At 67.4% G+C, this 17,310-nt stretch carries 13 protein-coding genes and 1 pseudogene; 8 read left to right on the top strand and 6 right to left on the bottom strand.

Annotated features, from left to right (window positions below; all coding sequences use genetic code 11):
* Positions 1-113 precede the first annotated feature (113 nt).
* The 4 genes and pseudogenes from YWC_RS30060 (at position 114) to YWC_RS0119350 (ending at position 5,106) form a co-directional block, all read left to right on the top strand.
* Positions 114-1,725, top strand: a pseudogene (locus YWC_RS30060) (ABC-F family ATP-binding cassette domain-containing protein).
* Between the two features lie 34 nt (positions 1,726-1,759).
* Positions 1,760-2,779: a lipopolysaccharide heptosyltransferase II gene (gene waaF / locus YWC_RS0119360; RefSeq protein WP_027866870.1), complete on the top strand. Its 1,020-nt coding sequence runs from the start codon at positions 1,760-1,762 to the stop codon at positions 2,777-2,779.
* Between the two features lie 24 nt (positions 2,780-2,803).
* Entirely contained in the window at positions 2,804-3,805 is a 1,002-nt protein-coding gene (gene rfaD / locus YWC_RS0119355) for an ADP-glyceromanno-heptose 6-epimerase (protein ID WP_027866869.1), read from the top strand.
* A gap of 143 nt (positions 3,806-3,948) precedes the next feature.
* Positions 3,949-5,106: a sensor histidine kinase gene (locus YWC_RS0119350; protein ID WP_027866868.1), complete on the top strand. Its 1,158-nt coding sequence runs from the start codon at positions 3,949-3,951 to the stop codon at positions 5,104-5,106.
* Between the two features lie 3 nt (positions 5,107-5,109).
* Here the strand turns inward: YWC_RS0119350 and YWC_RS0119345 are convergent, their stop codons facing one another.
* Positions 5,110-5,523: a putative quinol monooxygenase gene (locus YWC_RS0119345; protein WP_084416493.1), complete on the bottom strand. Its 414-nt coding sequence runs from the start codon at positions 5,521-5,523 to the stop codon at positions 5,110-5,112.
* Between the two features lie 131 nt (positions 5,524-5,654).
* Here YWC_RS0119345 and YWC_RS0119340 point away from each other — a divergent pair, with 131 nt between their 5' ends.
* Complete coding sequence (locus YWC_RS0119340) at positions 5,655-7,283, top strand: M28 family peptidase (protein WP_027866866.1); 1,629 nt, start codon at positions 5,655-5,657, stop codon at positions 7,281-7,283.
* Here YWC_RS0119340 and YWC_RS0119335 read toward each other — a convergent pair.
* The 3 genes from YWC_RS0119335 to YWC_RS0119325 all read right to left on the bottom strand — a co-directional run bounded on the left by YWC_RS0119335 (position 7,273) and on the right by YWC_RS0119325 (position 10,964).
* Positions 7,273-9,858 carry a hybrid sensor histidine kinase/response regulator gene (locus tag YWC_RS0119335; protein WP_229413143.1) on the bottom strand — a complete coding sequence of 862 codons (2,586 nt, stop codon included), beginning with the start codon at positions 9,856-9,858 and terminating at the stop codon, positions 7,273-7,275. The two genes, YWC_RS0119340 and YWC_RS0119335, sit on opposite strands and share 11 nt — an antisense overlap.
* An 81-nt stretch (positions 9,859-9,939) precedes the next feature.
* Positions 9,940-10,437: an urease accessory protein UreE gene (locus YWC_RS0119330; protein ID WP_027866864.1), complete on the bottom strand. Its 498-nt coding sequence runs from the start codon at positions 10,435-10,437 to the stop codon at positions 9,940-9,942.
* Positions 10,431-10,964 (bottom strand): GNAT family N-acetyltransferase, encoded by a 534-nt coding sequence (locus tag YWC_RS0119325; RefSeq protein ID WP_027866863.1) that lies wholly within the window; start codon positions 10,962-10,964, stop codon positions 10,431-10,433. Before YWC_RS0119325 ends, YWC_RS0119330 begins: the two co-directional genes overlap by 7 nt.
* Before the next feature lie 272 nt (positions 10,965-11,236).
* Between YWC_RS0119325 and YWC_RS0119320 the strand changes: the two genes are divergently transcribed.
* On the top strand, positions 11,237-11,716 hold the full coding sequence (locus YWC_RS0119320) for a chemotaxis protein CheW (RefSeq protein ID WP_027866862.1): 480 nt from the start codon (positions 11,237-11,239) through the stop codon (positions 11,714-11,716).
* A gap of 48 nt (positions 11,717-11,764) precedes the next feature.
* Positions 11,765-13,375: a methyl-accepting chemotaxis protein gene (locus YWC_RS30055; protein WP_036215055.1), complete on the top strand. Its 1,611-nt coding sequence runs from the start codon at positions 11,765-11,767 to the stop codon at positions 13,373-13,375.
* Between the two features lie 65 nt (positions 13,376-13,440).
* On the opposite strand, the gene YWC_RS0119310 is transcribed toward YWC_RS30055, so the two are convergent.
* Positions 13,441-14,463, bottom strand: coding sequence for a porin (locus tag YWC_RS0119310; RefSeq protein ID WP_027866861.1), 1,023 nt, complete (start codon positions 14,461-14,463; stop codon positions 13,441-13,443).
* Between the two features lie 336 nt (positions 14,464-14,799).
* On the opposite strand from YWC_RS0119310, the gene YWC_RS0119305 reads away from it, so the two are divergent.
* A complete protein-coding gene (locus YWC_RS0119305) occupies positions 14,800-15,855 on the top strand; it encodes an aldose epimerase family protein (RefSeq protein ID WP_036215052.1) in 1,056 nt (351 codons plus the stop codon).
* On the opposite strand, the gene YWC_RS0119300 is transcribed toward YWC_RS0119305, so the two are convergent.
* Complete coding sequence (locus tag YWC_RS0119300; protein WP_027866859.1) at positions 15,856-17,229, bottom strand: serine hydrolase domain-containing protein; 1,374 nt, start codon at positions 17,227-17,229, stop codon at positions 15,856-15,858.
* Positions 17,230-17,310: the final 81 nt, after the last annotated feature.

Here is a 17,310-nt window from a genome sequence, read left to right as displayed (position 1 = left end):
CATTCATTTTGGAGGTGTCGTCCAATGCGCCATTGATGCCGCCGTCTGCTTGACGGCCAGTTCTTCCCACCTTCCCGCAACAGCAGGGGAGTTCCGGCATCCATGGAGGTTCAATGACGCACCCTTACCTGGCGCTCGACAGCGCATCTTTCATTCTTCCCGACGGTCTCACCCTGCTGTCCGGGCTCACTGAACAATTTGATACGCGCCACACCGGCCTGGTCGGCCGCAACGGCATCGGCAAGAGCGTGCTGGCACAGCTGCTGGCCGGCATACTGGCGCCGTCCTCCGGCCGCTGCATCCGCGAGGGCAGGGTGCACTACCTCTCGCAGCAGGTCGACCAGGCGCGCGAAGGCACGGTGGCCACGCTGGCCGGTGTGCAGGACGTGTTCGACGCCCTGGCGCGCATCGACGCCGGCAGCATCGCAGAAAGCGACTTCGCGCTGGTCGGCGAACGCTGGGACCTGCCCGCGCGCCTGCGCCACGCCCTCGAGCAGGCCGGCCTTGGCCACCTTGGCGCCGCCACGCCCGCCGGCCGGCTGAGCGGCGGCGAAGCGATGCGCGTGGCGCTGCTGGGCGCCATGCTCTCCGACGCGGACTTCCTGATCCTCGACGAGCCCACCAACCACCTCGACGGCCCGAGCCGCCAGGCCTTGGCGGCCCAGCTGCGCGCTTGGCGGCGCGGCCTGATCGTGGTCAGCCACGACCGCGCCCTGCTGGGCCAGATGCAGCGCATCGTCGAGCTCTCGCCGCAGGGCCTGCGCAGCTACGGCGGCAATGTTGATTTCTATGCCGAGGCGCGCGCCGCCGAACAGGCCAATGCCCTGCGCGACGTCGACCACGCGCGCCAGGCATTGCAGCGCGAGGAGCGCGCCATGCGCGAGCAACACGAACGCCAGCAGCGCCGCCAGGCGCAAGGAGCCCGCGAGGGCAAGGCCGCCAACCAGGCCAGGATCCTGCTGGGACGGCAAAAGGAGCGCAGCGAAAACAGCAACGGCCGCCTGCGCCAGCAGCATGAGGACGTGCGCCGGCAGCTGCACGAGCGCGTGCGCGAGGCTGCGCAAGGCCTGCGCGAAGACGGCGCCGTGCGCCTGCACGCGACGCAGGTCGCCGCCGCCGCCCAGCGCCGCGTCGCCGAGCTGACCGATGTCGAACTCCCGTTCGCCGCTCCGGCCCTGCGCACGATCAGCCTGGTGGTCAGCGGCCGGCAGCGCATCGGCATCACCGGCCCGAACGGCTGCGGCAAGTCGACCCTGCTGAAGGTGATCGCGGGCGAGCTGGCGCCATGCAAGGGGCGCGTCGTGCGAGACGATGCCTGCGCCTGGCTCGACCAGCGCCTGGGCACGCTCGACCCACGCCGCAGCACGATCGACCAGCTGCTGGCTGAACCGGAGCACGGGCCAGGACCGGCTGCGCACTTACCTGGCGCAGATCGGCCTGGATGCCCGCCAGGTGGCGCAGCCCACCGGGCAGCTGAGCGGCGGCGAGCGCCTGAAGGCCGCGCTGGCCTGCGCCCTGTACGCCGACCCGCCGGCCCGGCTGCTCCTGCTGGACGAGCCGGGCAACCACCTCGACCTGGCGTCGTTGGCGGCGCTGGAAGCCATGCTCCGGCAATACGCAGGCGCCCTGGTGGTGGTCTCGCACGACGAGGTCTTCCTGGAGCGCCTCGGCCTGACCCACCGGCTGGAAGCCACCCCCGCCGGCTGGCGGCAGCGATTGTTATAATCGCGGATCACCATTGCAGGAATACGAAAGCCCCATGTTGCGCACGCTTGTCATTTCCCCCAACTGGATCGGCGACGCCGTCATGGCGCAGCCGCTGCTGCGCCGCCTGCGCGAAAAGCATCCCGAGCGGCCGATCGACGTGCTGGCGCCGACCTGGGTCGCGCCGGTCTGGCGCGCCATGCGCGAAGTGGACGAGGTCATCGAATCGCCCTTCAAGCATGGTTCGCTGCAGTGGAAGGAACGCAAGGCCTTCGCCAGGATGCTCAAGGCGCGCGGCTATGCCGACTCCTATGTGCTGCCGAACACGCTCAAGTTCGCCTTGATCCCCTGGCTGGCGGGTATCAGGAAACGCGTCGGCTACAAGGGCGAGATGCGCTACGGCCTGGTCAATGTGATGCACCACGACGACAAGGCCGCGCCGCGCCCGATGGCGCAGTTCTACCAGGCGCTGGCCGACGAGCCGGTGCGCCACCTGCCGCGTCCGGAAAAATTGCCGGAGCCGGAAATGTCGGTCGCGCCGGGCGAGGCCGACGCCGCCATCGCCCGTTTGAAGCTGCCGGCCGGCACCTACGTGGCCTTCGCGCCCGGCGCCGAATTCGGCCCGGCCAAGCGCTGGCCGGCGCCATACTTCGCCGAGCTGGCGCAGACTATCCGCGCGAATGTGCCGGACGCGCAGATCCTGCTGCTCGGCTCGCCGAAGGACCGCGCCGTCTGCGACGAGATCACCGCCATCGTGCCGCAAGCGCACAACCTGGCCGGTTCCACCTCGCTGAGCGAGGCGATCGCGTTGATCTCGATTGCCGCCGCGGTGGTCACCAACGACTCCGGCCTGATGCACATCGGCGCGGCGCTGCGCCGCCCGGTGGTGGCGATCTACGGCCCGACCGACCCGCGCCATACGCCGCCGCTGTCCGAGCTGGCGAAGATCCTGTGGCTGCACATCGAGTGCTCGCCCTGCCAGCAGCGCGAATGTCCGCTGGGGCACCAGAACTGCATGAAGCAGATCCTGCCCAAGGATGTGTGGCAACCGCTGCAGCCCATGCTCGCAGCCTGAACGATTATTGAAACGAGGTAGAAAATGATACTGGTTACTGGCGCAGCAGGCTTCATCGGAGCCAACCTGGTCCACGCCCTGTCGAAGCGCAAGCCCTTCAGCGTGTTTGCGGTCGATAACATGGCGCGTCCGGAAAAATTCCTGAATATCGTCGACACCGAAGTGGCCGACTACCTCGATAAGGAAGACTTCATCGTGCGCCTGAAGGCCGGCGAATTCGACGGCAAGTTCTCCGCCGTGCTGCACCAGGGCGCCTGCTCCAACACCATGGAGACCGACGGCCGCTACATGATGAAGAATAACTACGAGTACACCATCGCGCTGTTCGAGTTCTGCCAGCGCGAGCGTATTCCCTTCATCTACGCCTCGTCGGCCGCGGTGTACGGCGGCGGCAGCGTGTTCAGGGAAGAGCGCCAGCACGAGCGCCCGCTCAACGTCTACGGCTATTCGAAGTTCCTGTTCGACCAGTACATGCGCCGCTACTGGGCGCAGCACGGCATGGCCAAGGGCAGCCAGGTGGTGGGCCTGCGCTACTTCAACGTGTACGGTCCGCTGGAAGGACACAAGGGCACGATGGCCTCGGTCCCGTTCCACCAATACCACCAGTTCCAGAAAGAGGGCAAGGTCAAGCTGTTCGGCGCCAACGAAGGCTATGAGGCCGGCACCCAGATGCGCGACTTCATCTACGTGGAAGACGTGGTCAAGGTCAACCTGTTCTTCCTCGATCATCCGGACAAGCGCGGCATTTTCAACCTCGGCACCGGCCGCGCCCAGCCCTTCAACGACCTGGCGGTGGCCACGGTGAATGCGCTCGCCAACGAGGGCAATGCGCCGCTCACGCTGGCGCAGATCGTGGACAAGGGCCTGCTCGAATACATCCCGTTCCCGGACAAGCTGAAGGGCAAGTACCAGAGCTTCACCCAGGCCGATATCGGCGCGCTGCGCGCCGCCGGCTACCAGGAACCCTTCACCGACGTGGCCACGGGCGTCGCCAAGTACATGGACTACCTGAAGTCGGGCCACTGAGCCATTCAGAAGCTTTGCTTATAGGGCATCATCATCTATAAGTTGAGCTGATGAATGCGGCGGGCGGCATTCACGCGCCGCCTGTAAAGACCGTCGTGTAGACTGGGGTCACGTTCTAATTTGACAACGCGACCGCTTTCCCGATGAGCGCCAACCTGACCGGACACCTGTCCCCGGACGATCCCGATTTGTCGCCCGTCACGCGGGCGATGGTGGCCTTGCGCCGCCTCATCATCGACGCCTGGATAAGCGAGGTACGCGCCGTGGTGCCGCAGGCGCGGGAACTGGCCCCGCCGATCGCCGAGAACACCCTGCCGGCCTACTTCGACACCCTGGCCGCGCTGCTTACCCCGGGCCATTCGGCGCGCCTGCTCACCGACCTCGGCGCGCTCGCCAGCGAGCATGGCGGCGAACGTGCGCGCATGACGAGCTACGACGCCACCGCCGTCATCCACGAGATGCAGATCTTCCGCAACGTCCTGTTCCGCGAACTGGCCCATCACGGCGTGCTGCTGGACGAAGGGCAGCGCACCACGCTGTTCGCCCACATCGACGCCACCATCCGCGAGAGCGCAAACGCCTTCACCGTGGTGCAGGCCGCCCTGCGCGAGCAGTTCGTCGCCGCGATGGCGCACGACCTGCGCACGCCCCTGTCCACGGCCCAGATGGCGGCCGAGATGATCAACCATACTTCGCAGGATCCGAACGCGCGCCGCTTCGCCGACAAGATCGTGGCCAGCACCCAGCGCATCGACGGCATGACGCGCGAGCTGCTCGACCGCATTGCCTTCTGCAAGACCGGCAAGGTGACGCTGCAGATCGACCGTGTCGACCTGGCGGCGCTGGTGCGCGACGTTGTCCAGTCGGCCGAAGCTTTCCACCCCATCGCGCTGGCGATCGATGCGGAGCCGCTCGAAGGCTGGTGGTGCGGCGAGGCGATCCGGCGCGCCGTCGAAAACCTGGTCAACAATGCGATCAAGTACGGCGACCACGAGGCACAGATCCAGGTGACGGTATCGACCACGGTCGAGCGGGTGCAGCTGATGGTGTATAACCAGGGCCCGCCGATCGCGCCGGAAGACAGCGAGAGCATCTTCCAGCTGTACCGCCGCGCCGGCAACCAGGGCCTGGCCGAGCGCAATGGCGAAGGCTGGGGCGTGGGACTGCCTTATGTGCGGCGCGTGGCCGAAGCCCATGGAGGCAGCGTGATGATGTCCAGTTCCCTCGAAGACGGCACCGCCTTCGTCATCGACATTCCGCTTGACGCGCGGCCCTTTGCCGGGGCGCCCACCGCGGCCTGAACGCTACGCGGATTTCTTGGACATGGTGGCGTGGCCGCCCACCGGCTCGGTCTCGAAGCGCTCGCCGAAGCCGGCGATCAGCGGACGTCCCTTGGCGATTGCCGCCTGCACCGCGGGCAGCGACAGCGAGGCCTTGTGGCTGTCCTGGTCGACCCAGGTCTCGGTGATCCACAGCGCGTCGGCATCGAGCTTGTCCTTGGCGATGCCATAGCTGAGGCAGCCCGGCATGGCGGCCGTGCCCTCCAGCAGGATGGCGATGAGGGCATCGCGCTGGCCCGGATGGGCGCGCATTTTTCCGATCAATCCGTACATGGGGGCGGCTTCCTTTTTGTCTGGCCTGCTCTGGGCCCGGGTGGCGAGGGGCAGGGCGGCCAGGGCAACCAGTGTGGTAGCGGCGGTGCGGCGGGTGATGGTCATGGCATGTCCCTGTTCGGTAGAAGGCAAGTATAGGCGCGCGGGGGAGGGCGCCGCAAGGAAGCTGCGCAGGATATGTATGCCGGGTTAAGATGGCGCTTTTGCCGAGCCGGCATTCCAGACTGGATTCTTCGATGCGACTTTCCCGCCTTGCCCTCGCCACCGCACTGGGCCTGTCCACCCATGCCTTCGCCCAGCAGGCCCCGACCGTCTCCGAACCGGTCCTGCGCGGCCACCTGGCCTTCCTCGCGGACGACCTGTTCGAAGGCCGCGGCACCGGCCAGCGCGGCGGCGACCTGGCGGTGCGCTACCTCGAGACCCAGGCCGCGATCATCGGCCTGAAGCCGGCTTTTCCCAAGGGCGAGGGCTACCGCCAGAAGGTCGAGATCGAAGGCACCAGGCTGCTGCCGGGCAGCGCGGTCAGCTTCCAGGCGGGCGGCAAGCGCATCGCGCCGGAGATCGGCAAGGGCATCGTGTTCGGCACCGCCAGCGGGCGCACCCAGCTGTCTTTTGACGCGCCGCTGCTGTTCGTCGGCTACGGCGTATCGGCCCCCGAGGAGAAGTGGGACGACTACAAGGACCTCGACGTCAAGGGCAAGATCCTGGTCATGATGGTCAACGACCCGCAGCCCACCGTGGAAGAACCGAAGCGCTTCGCCGGCAAGGCCTACACGTGGTACGGGCGCTGGCTGTACAAGTTCGAGGAAGCGGTGCGCAAGGGCGCGGCCGGGGTGCTGCTGATCCACACGCTGCCGTCCTCGTCCTACCCGTGGAGCGTGCCGGCCAACGGCTTCTCGCACGAGCGCTTCCACCTGGCGGGGCCCGGCAACCCGGTCGAAGGCTGGCTGCACGAAGACACCGCGCGCGAGCTGTTCGCAGCCGGCGGCTTCGACCTCGACGCGCTGCGCGCCCAGGCCGAGCGGCGCGACTTCCGTCCGGTGGACCTGAAGATCGCCGCCCACGTCGAGATCAAGTCCGCCATCCGCATGGTCGAGCAGTACAACGTCGCCGGCATCGTGCCCGGCACCGACCCCAAGCTGAAGGAACAGGCGGTGGTGTACTCCTCGCACTGGGACCACATGGGCATGGACGAGAAGCCCCAGCCCGGAAAAACGGATCGCATCTACAACGGCGCCATCGACAACGCCTCCGGCACCGCCGCGCTGCTGGCGATGGCCGCCGAGGCGGTGAAGAAGCCGGCGCGCCGCACCCAGGTGTTCCTGTGGCCGGCGGCCGAGGAGCAGGGGCTGCTGGGCAGCGCCGCCTACGTGAAGAACCCGGCGGTGCCGCTGGCCCGGACCGCCGCCGACCTGAATCTCGACAGCCTGAATTTTGTCGGCAGGACGAAAGACATCGGCGTGCCGGGCGCCGAGCGCAGCACCCTGTACGACACTGCCGCCCAGGTGGCGAAGGGAATGGGACTGAAGCTGGCCCCGACCATCCCCGACCTGTCGGGTTCCTACTTCCGCGCGGACCACTTCAATTTCGCCAAGGCTGGCGTGCCGGCCTTTAACGTTGGCTCGGCCGTGTTCTCGGGCGACGGCCACTTCGAGTTCGCCCACGACCACGCCGCCTCGAGCGAGAAGATGGTGGGCTTCAAGAAGGACTACCACCAGGTGAGCGACGAGTACCGCCCCGACTGGGACCTGTCGGGCATGGTGCAGCAGGCCCAGTTCACCCTCAACCTGGGCTATGCGGTGGCCAACGCGCCCACCATGCCGTCCTGGAAAAAGGGCGATCCCTTCGGCAGCGTCAAACGCTAGAAGACTCGGCCGCGGCGCCGGCGAGGATCTTCTCGAGCGCCGCCATGTCCACCGGTTTCACCAGGTGGTGGTCGAAGCCGGCCGCGGCGCTGTTGCGCCGGTCCTGGTCCTGGCCGTAGCCGGTCACCGCCACCAGGGTGGCACCGGCGGTGGCCGGGTGCCGGCGCAGGCGGCGCGCCAGTTCGTAGCCGTCCATCTCCGGCAGCCCGATGTCGAGCAGGCAGAGCTCGGGCGCGAAGCCGGCGGCCTGCGCCAGCGCCTCGAGCGAGTCGTGTTCCACCCGCACCTCGTGGCCCTGCGCGCCCACGTACATCGACAGTATCTGGGCCGCGTCGACGTTGTCGTCCACCACCAGCACCCGCAAGGACGCCCCTGGCGCCGCCGCGCCGGCGTCGCCGTCCGCTTCGCCGGCGCGTTCCTGGCAGCGCGGCAGGTGCACCGTGAAGCTGCTTCCCATGCCATGGCCGGCGCTACTCACATGGACGCTGCCGCCGTGCAGCTCGACCAGGCTGCGCACCAGCGCCAGGCCTATCCCCAGGCCGCCGAGCGAACGGTCGGGCGTGCGCTCGCCCTGCACGAACATGTCGAAGGCGCGTTCCTGTTCCGTGGGCAGCATGCCGATGCCGTTGTCGCGCACCTCCACCAGCACATTCTCGGCGCCCTGAGCGCCGGCGCTGCTCACCGCCACCGCAATGCGGCCGCCGCGATCGGTGAACTTGGCCGCGTTGTGCAGCAGGTTGCCCACCACCTGCACCAGGCGCTTGCGGTCGCCCAGCACGAAGCAGGGCTGGGGCAGCAGCTGCACTTCCAGCCGGTGCTCCTTGCCATGCACCAGGGCCTGCACCTGTTCGGCGGCGTCCTGCACGACCGCATTGATGTCGATGCGCTCCTTGGTCAGGACCACCAGGCCGCGGGTGACGCGCGAGACGTCCAGCAGGTCGTCCACCAGGCCGGCCATGTGGCGCGCCTGGCGCGCGATGATGGCGCTGATCTGCTTGACGCGCGCCGGCTCGAGGCTATCCTGGCCGAGCAGCTGGGCGCCCGAGGAGATCGGCGCCAGCGGGTTGCGCAACTCGTGCGCCAGCATCGCCAGGAATTCGTTCTTGCGCTGGTCGGCCTGGCGCAGGGCTTCCTCGGCGCGCACGCGCTCGGTGATGTCCTGCATGCTGCCGCGCAGCGCCACCACCCGCCCGTCGGGGCCATGCACGCTCTCGCAGCGGTAGTCGAGCCAGATGCGGTGCCCGTCGGCATGGAAGGCGTGCAGCTGCAGTTTGCCGCTGCCGCCCTGGCGCACCAGTTCGCCCGTGAGGCGCTGCACCTGCAGCCACGACTCTTCGCTCAGCACGGTGCCGCGCTGCTGCGGGAAGGGCGGCATCGGGCGCCCGAAGATGTAGGGGACCGAATCGGAGACCTCGATTTCTTCGCTGCCCTGCTTCCACTGCCAGGTGCCGAAACGCGCCAGCATGTGGGTCTCGCGCAGCGCCGATTCCTTGCCGGCCAGCTGGCGCGAGCGCTCCGACAGCAGCGCGGCGGCATCGGCCATGGCCGCCGCCACTTCCGCGGCCTCGCGCACGTGCACGTCTTCGAGCGGCGGCAGCGTGTCGCCCACGCCGAGCGCCTGCGCCCGGCCCGTAAGCGCCTGCACCGAGCGCGCCAGGCGGCCGCCGATCAGCCAGGCCAGGCACAGGCCGATCGCGAACAGCGCCGCGGCGACGCCCGCCATCAGGGCAAGCTGGTCCATCAACTCCGTGCGCAGGGATTCACGCGGGATGCCGATCGCCACGCCCCAGCCGCTCAGGGGCGAGCGCGCGTAGCTGGTCAGGAGCGGCTTGCCTTCGCGCGAACGCGAGGCGATGGTGCCTTCCTGCTGGCGGCTGGCCGCGTCGCGCAACAGCGGGTTGACCGGCTGGCCGATCGACTTGTCGCGGTTGATGTTGCGGTTGAAGATGATCCCCTTGCGGTCGAACAGCGAGGCGACGGCGCCTTCCGGCACCGAGGTCGGGCCCAGCAGGCCGTCGAACTCTTCCGGGCCCATGCCGATGCTCAGCACGTAGCGCACCTGCCCGCGCACGCGCACCGGCACGTCGACGCTGGCCAGCGCGCCCTTGCGCAGCTGGCCCTGAAACACGTCCGACACCGCCGGCCGGCCGGTGACGAAGACCTGCTCGATGGACGGAGTGGGATGGCGCGGCAGCGGGGTGCCGTAGTCGACCGCGGTGTTGATCAGCTGCTGGCCGCTGCGGTCGCGCAGCACCGCGTTCATGCGTCCACCGGCCAGCGCCAGCGCTTCGCGCGCCTGGTAATGGGTGCGGGCGAAGTCCTCGGCCGCGAGGGCGTCGATGGTGGACAGGGTCTGGGCGATCGAGCGCGCCTCGCGCAGCTTGTTGTCGGTGCTGTGCACCAGCGCGCGCACCGTCTGCAGCGTGTTCTTCTCGATCTGGGCGCGTGCCTTCTGGTACTGGTGGACGAACAGGATCGACGCTCCGATGACGCTGGGCAGCAGGGTAGCCAGCACCAGCCAGAGCAGGTAGGCGCGCAGGGGCCTGCGGACGATCGAGGAGCTGGTGCCGGTCACGTTGTATTCTGGACACTTGATAATGCCTGATTCTACGTGACATTTCGCATGAGCACCGACTTAGTGTGTGCCCAAGGGCGTTCAGGCGCCGTCCACCTCGACCGGGCGATGGTGTTTCCGCGGCAGCGCTGCCGGCCGATTGCCGGTGCCTGCGAGCGTGCCCGTGCCGGCGTCCGCTTCCGGTTCGAACGAGGCCAGTTCTTCCTCCACCGCGGCGCCCAGCCCCAGCACCAGGTCGCGCAGCACCGGGTCGGCGCGCATGCGCAGGCCCCAGGCGCATACCTGCAGCCGGGCGTGGCGCTTGCCGAGCTGGTAGGCGCAGCGCGCCAGCACCAGCGGATCGCGGCAGCGCAGCGCATAGGTCGGTTCCGGCGCAGCCGCCACGCGCACCACGCGGCCGTCGTCGCCGCGCAGCAGGTCGCCATGGCGCAGCGGGGCGCCGCGCTGCAGGAACAGCGCGACCTCTTCGCCGCAAGCCAGGGTGGCGCGCATGCGGCAGCGCTCGCGCCGGTCCCAGGGCAGCGCCAGGGTGCCGTGCACTCGCGCGGCCGCGTCGATGCGGGTATTCAGGATCAGCATGTGCGCACGCGCGAGAACAGGGTCTTGTACCAGATCGCCGCGGCGCGCCAGTGCCCGTTCGGGGTCGAGCAGTACTCGGGCAGTTCGCCCACGCGGACGTAGCCGGCCTTGCCGACCAACTGCTCCGCCGTGGTGCCGGCTTCGGTCTCGAGGAACAGCAGGCCGCGGCGCAGCGACAGCGCCTCGATCTCGGCCGCTTCCAGCAGGGCGGTGCCGATGCCACGCCGCCGCATCGTGCAATGCACCAGCATCTTCTGCAGTTCGGCGCGGTTGCTGCCGTTCGGCTTCTGGCACAGGTCGAGCTGCACGCTGCCGACCAGCACCCCGGTGCGCTCGGCGGCCAGCAGCACGCGCGTGCCGCGCGCCACTTCGCGCTCCACGCCGCACCAGTACGCGTCGAGCTGCACGTCGTCGAGACCCGCCAGATAGCCGAGCGTATGGCCGTCGGCCACAGCGTCCAGCAACAAGGTGGCGAGCTGGGTGCGCACCTTTCCAATGGCGCGCGCATCGAGTCTGCGGATGATCATGCCTGCCTCTCATGGTGTTGACACCCTTGGTCAATGCAGGATGCGTGCCAGACCATGGAAGGGGACGAACGGTCGTGCGATATGTTTTCTGAACAATAAGAACTCAGCGGTAAGCGGGACAAAGGCGTTGCAATGGCGCCATACCGTGCACCGTTTTGGCAAATAAATCGCCCTGTTTTGCCGTTTCGCCATCGAATCCGCACCGGATTGGACGTAATGTATCTTGCGCTCAGGCAATATGATCCCGCGCAAGAAACCAGAAAGCGACAACGATGGATACCTACAAGACCAACCAAGACAACGAAGTGCTGTCCTTCCGCCTGGCGAAGGAAGAGTACGCGATCAGCATCCTGAAAGTGCAGGAAATCCGCGGCTACGAAGAGCCCACGATGCTGCCGAACGCACCGGCCTGCATCAAGGGGATCATGAACCTGCGCGGCTCGATCGTGCCGATCGTCGACATGCGCATCCTGTTCAACCTGGGCGAGCCGAGCTACGACCAGTTCACCGTCGTCATCGTCCTGAACATCAAGAACCACGTGATCGGCATGGTGGTCGACAGCGTCTCGGACGTGGTCACCCTGACGGACGAACAGATGCGTCCGGCGCCCGACATGGGCGCTACCACCGACGGCGACACCATCCTCGGCCTGGGCACGGTCGGCGAGCGCATGCTGATCGTGCTCGACATCGACAAGCTGATGAGCTCCGAGCAGCTCGGCCTGATCACCAACGTACAGAAAGCCGCCTGAGCGGATATCACCCACCGGGCAGGACGCCCGGCCATAAGGAAAATCACCATGAACCTCGCCAACCTGAAAATCGGCACGCGCCTCGGCTTCGGCTTCGGCCTGCTCTGCGTCCTGCTCGTGTGCATGATCGTGATGAGCACGACCATGCTGGGCCGCATCAATGCCGGCACCGATGACATCGTCAACAACCGCATGCCGAAGGTCGAGGCGGCCGGCCACCTGCTCGGCCAGGTCGACGCGATCGCCATCGCACTGCGCAACATGATGCTCAACGAAGAGCGCAGCGACCGTACCAAGCAGCTCGAGGCGATCGCCGCGGCGCGCAAGGCGATCGACCACGACCTGGCAGAGCTGGACAAGATCCTGGAGAATCCGCAGGCGCGCGCGCTGCTGGAGCGGATGAAGCAGCAGGCCGGCCGCTACGTGCAGGGCCAGGAGCAGCTGATCAAGCTCGTCAACGACGGACTGGCCGAGGAAGCGCGTCAATACCTGACCGAGGAACTGCGTCCCAGGATGGCGGAGCTGAAGAAGGACATCAACGAGCAGGCGGCCGTGCAGAAATCGATCGCCCTGGACAAGGCCGGCGAAGCCCAGCGTACCTACGACAACACCGTCCGCACCATGTGGGCGCTGGGCGCGCTTGCCCTGGCCCTGGCGGCAGGCGTGGCATGGTGGATCACCCGTTCGATCACCCGCCCGGTGCAGCGCGCGCTGGAAGTGGCGAACACGGTCGCCGCCGGCGACCTGACCAGCCGCATCGAGGTGACGACCCGTGACGAAGCCGGTCAGCTGCTGCAGGCGCTGAAGGCCATGAACGAGAACCTGGCCCGCACCGTCAGCACCGTGCGCAGCGGCACCGATGCCATCACCGTGGCCGCCTCGGAAGTCGCGGCCGGCAGCCAGGACCTCTCGAGCCGTACCGAACAGCAGGCGTCCTCGCTGGAAGAAACCGCGTCCTCGATGGAAGAACTGACCTCGACCGTCAAGCAGAACGCCGACAATGCGCGCCAGGCCAATGTGCTGGCGGAAGCGGCCTCGCAAGTGGCGCTGCGCGGCGGCGCCGTGATCGGCCAGGTGGTGGGCACCATGTCCGACATCGATGCCTCGGCCGGCAAGATCAGCGACATCATCGGCGTCATCGACGGCATCGCCTTCCAGACCAACATCCTGGCCCTGAACGCCGCCGTCGAGGCGGCGCGTGCGGGCGAGCAGGGCCGCGGCTTCGCGGTGGTGGCGACCGAAGTGCGCAACCTGGCCCAGCGCTCGGCGGCAGCGGCCAAGGAAATCAAGGCCCTGATCAACGACTCGACCGACAAGGTCGCGGACGGCAGCAAGCTGGTGGCCGAAGCCGGCGCCACGATGCAGGAGATCGTCGACAGCGTGCGCCGCGTGACCGACATCATGGGCGAGATCAGCTCGGCCAGCCAGGAGCAGACCGCCGGCATCGAGCAGATCAACGGGGCCGTGGTGGAGATGGACCACGTGACGCAGCAGAATGCCGCGCTGGTGGAAGAAGCGGCCGCCGCGGCCGAGGCGATGAAGGAGCAGGCGGCCAAGCTGAACGCGGCGATGGCGGCCTTCCGCATCGGGGCCGGCGAACAGGCGGCGCCGGAACCCGTGCGCGCACCGCAGCGTGCGTTGAAGGCGCTCGCGGCGTAAAAACGGCTGGGGCAAAAAAAAACGGCAAGCCGCATGGGCTTGCCGTTTTTGCTTGGGGACGCTCGTTAGAACGAGTGACGCACACCCACGTTGAACACCGACGGATCGGCGCCGAGCGCGGTGGCCGGTGGCGCGAAGGTTCCGCCTGCCGAAGCCAGGCCGAAGGCTGCGCGGCCGTTGTTACGCACGCGGCCGTACGAGCTGTACAGGTTGGTGCGCTTGGACAGGGTGTAGCTGTAGGCGACCGAGAAGCCATTGCCCTTGGCGCCGGTTTCCAGCTTCTGCTGGTGGCCCGACAGGTAGAACTTGTTCGGGCCCGAGGTGAACACGCCGCCCAGGGTGATGAACTTGTACTCGTTGTTCGCGCCGGTCGGATCGGCTTCCAGGTAGGCCGCGCGCAGGTCGAAGGCGCCGAAGTTGTAGCCGGCGCCCAGCGCGTATTCCTTGTCGTCGCCGGTGGCCAGGCGCTCGGTCTGCTGGTAGCCCGCGCCCAGGTACAGCGGGCCGTTCTTGTATTCGACGGCGGCGCCGACCAGGTTGCCCGACGGGTCGTCGGTCTGGCGTTCGCCGGCGCTGTAGGCAGCCAGGAAGGTCAGGCCGCTCAGGTCGTTGCTCTTGTAGTTCACCGAGTTCGACAGGCGGCGGGTCAGGCGGCCGTTGCCGAAGCTGGTCAGGGTCGAGCCGTAGAAGCCGTGGCCGAGCGGGTCGGCCGACTGGGCCACCGCGGCGATCGGGCCGTATTCGCGGCCGATGGTCACGGTACCGAAGGAGCCCTGCAGGCCGACGACGGCGCGGCGCTGGAAGGTGCCGGCGGCATCCTGGGCGCCGCTGTCGAGGGCGACGCCGGCTTCGATGTTGAAGAGCGCCTTCAGGCCATTGCCCAGGTCCTCGGTGCCACGGAAGCCGATGCGGCTGGTGGACTGGGTGCCCGAGCCGATCACGGTGCGGCTGTCTTCACCCGGTGCGTCGGTGTCTTCGATGCCGACCGAGGCATCGGCGATGCCGTAGATCTGGACGCTGGTTTGCGCTTGGGCGGCTGCCAACGGCAGGAGGGACAGCATGGCGATGGCCAGACTCTTCTTTTTCATTGATATCTCCAGTGTGGATGAATGGTGTTTCCGAACGCCGTTCTTGTTGTCGATTTAAATATTGACAGAAACGTACAGTTGCAAAAAGCTTACATTACCAGTGCACTCGAAATGATGCCACGATTCGTTAGCTCTTTGCTTATTCGGTTTTTGGAAAGCATGTGCGCGTCGCCAAAAAGCTGCACGATCCAACGCAAACTAAGTGGTTCTACTTAGGGTGCTGTTGTATTTAGGTAACGAAACTGCCATGCCGGAGGGGCGGGCTACGTTGCGCAGGACTGTCTGCACACCATGTTAGGATCGGTTCATCGACCCACATCCAAGGACAAGAACAACGTGCGCACCGGTATCACACAAATCCCCTTCGGCACACTGCCGGACGGCGAGGCCATCACCCAGTTCACGCTCACCAATGCCGGCGGCATGGTGGCCAGGATCATCGACTTCGGCGGCATCATCACCGAGCTGCACGCCCCGGACCGGGACGGCAGGCTGGCCGATGTCGTGCTGGGCTTCGACACGCTCGCACCCTACGGATCCGACAGCCCGTATTTCGGGGCCCTGATCGGGCGCTACGGCAACCGCATCGCCAAGGGCCGGTTCACGCTCGACGGCCGCGAATATGCGCTGCCGACCAACAACGGCAACAACCACCTGCATGGCGGCGTCCCCGGCTTCGACAGGGTGAAGTGGACCGCCACGGTGGAAGGCGACAGCCTGCGCCTGGCCTACACCAGCCGCGACGGCGAGCAGGGCTACCCGGGCACGCTGGACGTCACCGTGGTGTATGAACTCCTCGATACCAACGAATTGGTGGTGCGCTTCCATGCCGTGACCGACGCGCCCACGCCGGTCAACCTGACCCAGCACAGCTACTTCAACCTGGCCAGTGGCGGCGACATCCTCGACCACGTCCTCTCCATCGATGCCGATGCGTTTGTCGCCATCGACGAGGAATCGATCCCGACCGGGGCGCTGGCGCCGGTGGAGGGCACACCCTTCGATTTCCGCACGCCGCGTCCGATCGGTTCGCGCATCGACGAGGATGACGTCCAGCTGCGCAACGGCCAGGGCTACGACCACTGCTTCGCGCTCGACAAGCCGAACGGCAGGGGCATGACGCGCGCGGCCCGCGTGCTCGAGCCGAACTCCGGCCGGGTGCTGGAGCTGTTCACCGAAGAGCCGGGCGTGCAGTTCTACAGCGGGAACTTCCTGGACGGCTCGCTTACCGGCAAGGGGCAGGCCTATGCCCACCGCAGCGGCTTGTGCCTGGAGCCGCAGCACTTCCCGGATTCGCCCAACCAGCCGCATTTCCCGAACGTGATCCTGCGTCCGGGCGAGGTGTACCAGACCGAGTCGCGCTTCCGTTTTTCGACTGACCGTCAGGGCTGATCACTCCAGCGAAATCCCCAGGCGCTCGATCAGGCCCTCACGGTCCTGGTGCACCGCCACCAAGGCGGTCTCGTTCTCGAACAGGAAGCGGTAGCGCGCCTGCTTGCCGTTCGCTTCGCGGTCGCGGGCCAGCACCTCGACCGAGCGCAGCGGGCCGAAATCGCGGAACTCGGCGGCGATCTGCGTGACCCAGCGCTGGTTGAAGCGGCCGCGTTCGCTGGCCGACAGGCCGTCGGGGATGCGGCCGGCAAGCAGCTCCTCCATCGCCTTGCGGGCGAGGGCGGTGCCGGCCGGGTCGAGGTCGGCGATGGCCGGCGGACGGGGCGTCGCCAGTGCCGGCACGTAGTGGGCGGCGACCAGGTCGGCGATCCTGCCCTGGCGCGCCGCCGCCGAATTGGCCAGCACGACTACGGTCAGGCGCTCGTCGGGATAGCGTTGGAGGGCGGCCTTGAAGCCTTGCCAGGCGCCGCCATGCTGGACCACGCGATGGCCGTTCTGACTGCCCACGTACCAGCCCAGGCCGTACGGACCGCTGCTGCCGTCGTTCAGGCGCGCCGGCGTCCAGCTGGCCTGCTTGGCGCGGGCGTCCAGGATGGCGTCGCCGTCGAGTGCCATGCTCCAGCGCGCCAGGTCGCGCGCGCTCAGCGCGATGGTGCCGTCCGCGGTCCGGTTCAGGCTGGGCGCCACCCAGCGCTGGTTCTGCAGCCTGCCGTCGATGCGCTCGTAGCCCGCGGCGCGCCCCGGCACGATGTCGGATTCGCTGATCACCCCTGCGCTTGTCATGCCGAGCGGGGCGAAGATGCGCTCCTCCAGCTGGTCGCCGAAGAACCTGCCGCCGGCCCGCTTGGCGATGAAGCCGAGCAGGTGGTAGCCGGCATTGCTGTAGGCGAAGCGCTCGCCGGGGACGGATAGCAGCGGCATCGAGGCCTCGAGCGCGATCAGTTCCTCGTCCGTGTAGTCCTTGCGCAGGTCGATCTGCGTGTACGGGTCGTCCAGGCCCGAGGTATGCGTGAGCAGGTGGCGGATCGTGATGCCCGCCCATGCCGGCGGCGTGTTGTCGAGGTGGCGCGAGATCGGGTCGTCGAGTGTCAGCTTGCCGTCCTTCTCCAGCAGCAGGATCAGGGCGGCCGTGAAGGTCTTGCCCGTCGAGGCGGACTGGAACACGGTGTCGGGCGTGACCGGCACGCCGTGCTCCACGTTGGCCACGCCATAGCCCTGTGCACGGACGATCTTCCCGTCCTTGACCACCACGAGCGCCAGGCCCGGCACCTGGCGGCTCCGCATCATGCGCCCAATCGCATCGTCGATCGCATCGGCCCGGACCGTGCCGGCGCACAGGCCTGCCATGAGAACGAAGGGAATCGATATGCGCATCGTGCTTTCTCCTGCATGAGTGGAAACGGCCCGCATTGTAAGGGCCGCGACGTTGACATTCATGCCAATCATCGTGGAATA

The sequence above is a fragment of the Massilia alkalitolerans DSM 17462 genome, from assembly GCF_000427785.1.
GTDB lineage: Bacteria > Pseudomonadota > Gammaproteobacteria > Burkholderiales > Burkholderiaceae_D > Telluria > Telluria alkalitolerans.
Note: the sequence above shows the minus strand (reverse complement) of the source record. Positions and strands in the feature narration are given on the sequence as shown.